This window comes from Burkholderia sp. Ac-20345, assembly GCF_017104825.1.
GTDB lineage: Bacteria > Pseudomonadota > Gammaproteobacteria > Burkholderiales > Burkholderiaceae > Burkholderia > Burkholderia lata_B.
Genome location: NZ_JAAGPO010000372.1, coordinates 1 through 4,452, shown reverse-complemented (window position 1 = coordinate 4,452; position 4,452 = coordinate 1). Strand labels below are relative to the sequence as shown.

The window sequence follows — 4,452 nt, the reverse complement described above, 5'->3', positions numbered from 1 at the left end:
TCGACCGCGACGATGCGACGCTCGCCGCCGGCACCGTGCTGGTGTGCGCGGAGGACGCGTGGCCGTTGCTGCCGGCCGACGTACGGCCGCCGCTCGAACGGTACGGCACGCACCTGCTCGCGACCGGCGTGCTCGACGACGCGACGCAGCGCCGCATTTCGCGGCAGCCGCGCGTGTACGGCACGCTGTCCGCCGACAAGGACTACTTCCGGCTCGACGACCGCGGGCGACTGTTGTTCGGCAGCCGGCTCGGCCTGGCGACGGACATGCCGCCCGCGGATGCCGAAGCCGCCTTGCGCGCGCGGCTGGCGACGTATTTCCCGGCGCTCGGGCACGTGGGCGTCGAGCGTGTGTGGTCCGCGCCGCTCGGCTTCACGGCGCACGGTGTGCCGCATGTCGGCACGGCCGGGCGGCTGGGCTGGTGCGGCGGCTATTGCGGCAGCGGGATCGCCACGGCCGTTCATGGCGGCGCGGTGCTTGCCGGGCTCGTGCTCGGCGAGGCCGGCAGCGCCGTTCTTCACGATTCGATCACCGGTGCCGGGGAGGCGCGATGAACACTTTCGACATTCAGGCGCTCGACGGCGCGAAGCCGCGGGCCCTTGCCGGGGAGGAGGTCGACGTGCTCGGGATCGGGGTCGGCCCGTTCAACCTGAGCCTGGCCGCGCTGCTGGCGCCGCTGGACGGCCTGCGCTCGCTGTTCGTCGAGCGCAAGCCCGAGTTCCGCTGGCATCCGGGGCTGATGCTCGCCGATTCGTCGTTGACGACCAGCTTCCTGAAGGACCTCGTGACGCTGGCCGATCCGTGCAGCCGCTACTCGTTCATCGCGTTCCTGCAACGCACCGAGCGCCTGTACTCGTTTGCGAACGCGCGCTTTCCGACCGTGCGCCGCCGCGAGTTCGAGCAGTACATGCAATGGGTATGCGCGTCGCTCGACAACCTGCGGTTCGACTGCGAAGTCGAAAGCGTCGTGCGGGACGGGCGCGCGCTGCGCGTCACGACCTCGCACGGGGTCGTGCGCACCGCGAATCTCGTCGTCGGCGTCGGCCTGCGCCCGACCATTCCCGCGTGCGCACGGCCGCACCTGGGCGCGGACGTGCTGCATTCGTCGCAGTTCTGCACCGTGCGGCCGGCGCTCGCCGGCCGGCGCGTCGCGATCGTCGGCGGCGGCCAGAGCGGCGCCGAACTCGCGCTGCACCTGCTCGGGCTGACGGGCGACGCGGCACCCGCGCACGTCGCCTGGCTGACGCGGCGCGAGAACTTCCTGCCGATGGACGACTCGCCGTTCGTCAACGAATGGTTCGTGCCGCAGTACAACGAGCATTTCTCGCGGCTGTCGCCGGAGCGCAAGCGCGACGCGCTCGACACGCAGCGCCTTGCGAGCGACGGCGTCACGCTGCCGCTTCTGACGGCGATCTACCAGCGGCTCTACGAAATCACGCACATCGAAGGGCGCACCGGCCATTGCGCGCTGATGCCCGGCCGCAGCATGGCCAACCTGCATCGCGCGGACGGCGGCTACGTGCTGAGCGTCGACGACGGTACCGGCGTGCACGCGCCGCTGCACGCCGACGTCGTGCTGCTTGCGACGGGCAGCGAATTCCAGATGCCGGGTGCGCTGGAATCGCTGCGCTTCGAGATGCACACGCGCAACGGCGTGCCGGAGCTCGACGACGACTATGCGGTGCGCTGGAACCGGCCGAGCGCCGCGCGGATTTTCTTCCAGAACGCCGCGCGCACGACGCGCGGTATCGCCGACCCGAACCTGAGCCTCGCCGCGTGGCGCAGCGGCCGGATCGCGAACGCGATCGCGGGCGCCTCCATCTATGAAGTCGGCACGCCGCCGGGTTTCGTCGACTGGCCGCACGGCGACGCGCCGCACGCTGCCACCCAACAATTCGTGAACTGACAGGAGCACACCGCCATGACCCATGCACCGGCCATGCTGTATCTCGACACGCGCGCGCTTCCGGGCGAGCGGATCGCCGAAATCGACGCGGCGCGCAGCCTCGGACTCGACCTGTATGTGGCGACGCCGACGCCGGACGCGTTCCGCTCGTTCGGCTGCGCCGGCATCATTCCGACACGGCTCGGCGATTACGACGCCGCCGAGCGGACCATTCTCGACTACCTGCGCGAACATCGCATCGAGCTGTCCGGCGTCGTCGCGTGGAAGGACCTCGAAGTCGTGCTCGCGAGCCGGCTGTCGCATCGGCTCGGGCTGCGCGGCACGGCGCCGGACGCCGCGCTCAACGTGCGCGACAAGGCCGCGACCCGCCGCGTGCTGGACGCCGTGCCGAACGCGAACCCGCGCTACGCGGTGGTCAGCAGCGAAGCCGAGTTCACTGCCGCGCTGAAGCGGATCGGCGCGCCCGCGCTGCTGAAGCCGGCCGGCAACTCCGGCAGCCGCGGCATCTTTCCGGTCGACGCGCACGACGATCCCGCCGAGGTCTATCGCGCATTTCGCGCATACAACTCGCCGGAAAAGGGCGAGATGTTCAGCCTGTACGGCGATCATGCGCTGCTCGAGGAACGGCTGACGGGCAGCGAGCACTCGGTGTCCGGCGTCGTCGCGCACGGCCGCGTCGCGATCAACGCGATCATCGACAAGACCTTCGACCGGTCGATCCCGATCCAGTACGAGAACGTGACGCCGTCGCTGCTGCCGGCCGGCACGCAGGCGGCCATTCGCGACATGGTGCGCGCGGGCGTCGCGGCAACCGGCATCGACTGGTGCGGCTTTCATGCGGACGTGATGGTGACGCGCGACGGGCCGAAGATTCTCGAGATCGGCGGGCGGCTCGGCGGCGAGTTCATCAACTCGCACCTGATCCCGTACAGCGTCGCGGGCTTTTCGCCGTATCGCACGGTGCTCGATCTCGCGCGCGGCGCGATCGACGGCCCGCTCGACGACCGGCTCGGCACCGCGTCGACGCGCGCGGGCCAGCGCATCGTGATGCCGCCCGGGCTCGGCCGCATCGCCCGCGTCGAAGGTTTCGAGCGACTGTGGCGCCGGCCGGAGCTGCGTTTCCTGCAGGTCGTCGCCGGCAAGGGCGCGCAGATGGCGCTGCCGAAGGACGTGTTCAAGGCGTACGAGATCGCGTACCTGATCGCGCAGTGCGAACTCGACCGCGACATCGTGGCGCTGCTGCGCGAGCTCGCGGCCGACGTGACCGTCACGCTGGACTGACCCGGAGACCATCATGCCGATCGACACGATCCGCGACCCGCGCCACTACCTGCTCGTGCCCGCGATGCCGGCGCCGAACGGGCGCCTGCACCTGGGTCATATCGCGGGCCCGTACCTGCGGCTCGACATGCTCGCGCGCCACCTGCGCAGCCGCGGCGAATGCGCGCGCATCGCGTGCGCGAGCGACCCGTACGATTCCTACATCCCGCTGCGCGCCGGGCAGGCCGGCGTCGAATCGGCGGCGCTCGCGCGGCAGAGCTGCGCGGGCATCGTCGACGATCTCGCCGACATGAACATCGACGTCGACCTGTTCGTCGATCCGCTCGGCGATGCGCATCACGACGCGTACCTCGCCGCGCACGACGGGCTCGTCGCGCGGCTTGCCGCGCAGCGACGCGTGTCGACGGTGCGCGAACGCCTGCCGTTTTCGGCCGCGCGCAACTGCTACGTGACCGGCAGTTTCCTGCTCGGCCGCTGCCCGCAGTGTGCGCGCGACGTCTCGGGATTCTTCTGCGAGGACTGCGGCGCGCATTTCCAGCCGGAGGATGTCCGCGAACCGTCGGCGCGCTGGGGCGAGACGCTTGCGATGCGCGAACAGGACAACCTGTTCTTCGACATCGCGGATCCCGCCGCGCTGGTCGCGCAACTGGCGGGCACCGAGACCGCACCGGTATTCGTCGATATCGCGCGCCGCCATCTCGAACGCGACGGCGCGCGCTTTCGCGTGACGAGCCATGCCGGCTGGGGGCTGCCTTACGCGCTGGACGGCGAGCCGCGCACGCTGTTCGGTCATGGTCTGCTGTTCGGCGCGATCCGCTTCGTCGGCGATCTCTATGCGCGCAAGCACGGGCTGCATGCGAATCCGTTCGATCGCGACTCGGACGTGATCACCGTGAACGGATTCGGGATCGACAACTGCGTGTCGCACCTGGTCGGGATCCAGGCGATGGCGATGGCGGACGGCGTGTCGAAGCCGTTCGACCGCTTCGTGATCAACCATTTCTATACGCTGGAAGGGCGCAAGTTCTCGACGAGCCTGCGCTGGGCGATCTGGGTCGAGGATCTCGCGGCCCGCACGCGCGTGCCGGCCGACGCGGTGCGCTTCTTCGTCGCGTCGACCAATCCGGTCGACGCGCGCACCGACTTCGATCGCGATGCGTTCTGCCGGTTCGTGAACGGGCCGTACGCGACTGTACAGCGGCATGTGGCCGAGGCGATCGGCGGCCCGCTCGCGGCGCGCGCGCCGGCCGACGAAACGGCGCGGA

At 70.2% G+C, this 4,452-nt stretch carries 4 protein-coding genes; all 4 read left to right on the top strand.

What is annotated here, in order from left to right:
* A partial coding sequence (locus G3O06_RS46745; protein ID WP_205820134.1) for an FAD-dependent oxidoreductase occupies positions 1–554 on the top strand: 554 nt, incomplete at its 5' end.
* Positions 551–1,906 carry a SidA/IucD/PvdA family monooxygenase gene (locus G3O06_RS46740; RefSeq protein ID WP_205820133.1) on the top strand — a complete coding sequence of 452 codons (1,356 nt, stop codon included), beginning with the start codon at positions 551–553 and terminating at the stop codon, positions 1,904–1,906. The genes G3O06_RS46745 and G3O06_RS46740, both read left to right, overlap by 4 nt.
* 15 nt (positions 1,907–1,921) lie before the next feature.
* Positions 1,922–3,187: an ATP-grasp domain-containing protein gene (locus tag G3O06_RS46735; RefSeq protein ID WP_205820132.1), complete on the top strand. Its 1,266-nt coding sequence runs from the start codon at positions 1,922–1,924 to the stop codon at positions 3,185–3,187.
* 13 nt (positions 3,188–3,200) lie between these two features.
* The coding region (locus G3O06_RS46730) for a methionine--tRNA ligase (RefSeq protein ID WP_205820131.1) at positions 3,201–4,452 on the top strand (1,252 nt) is incomplete at its 3' end.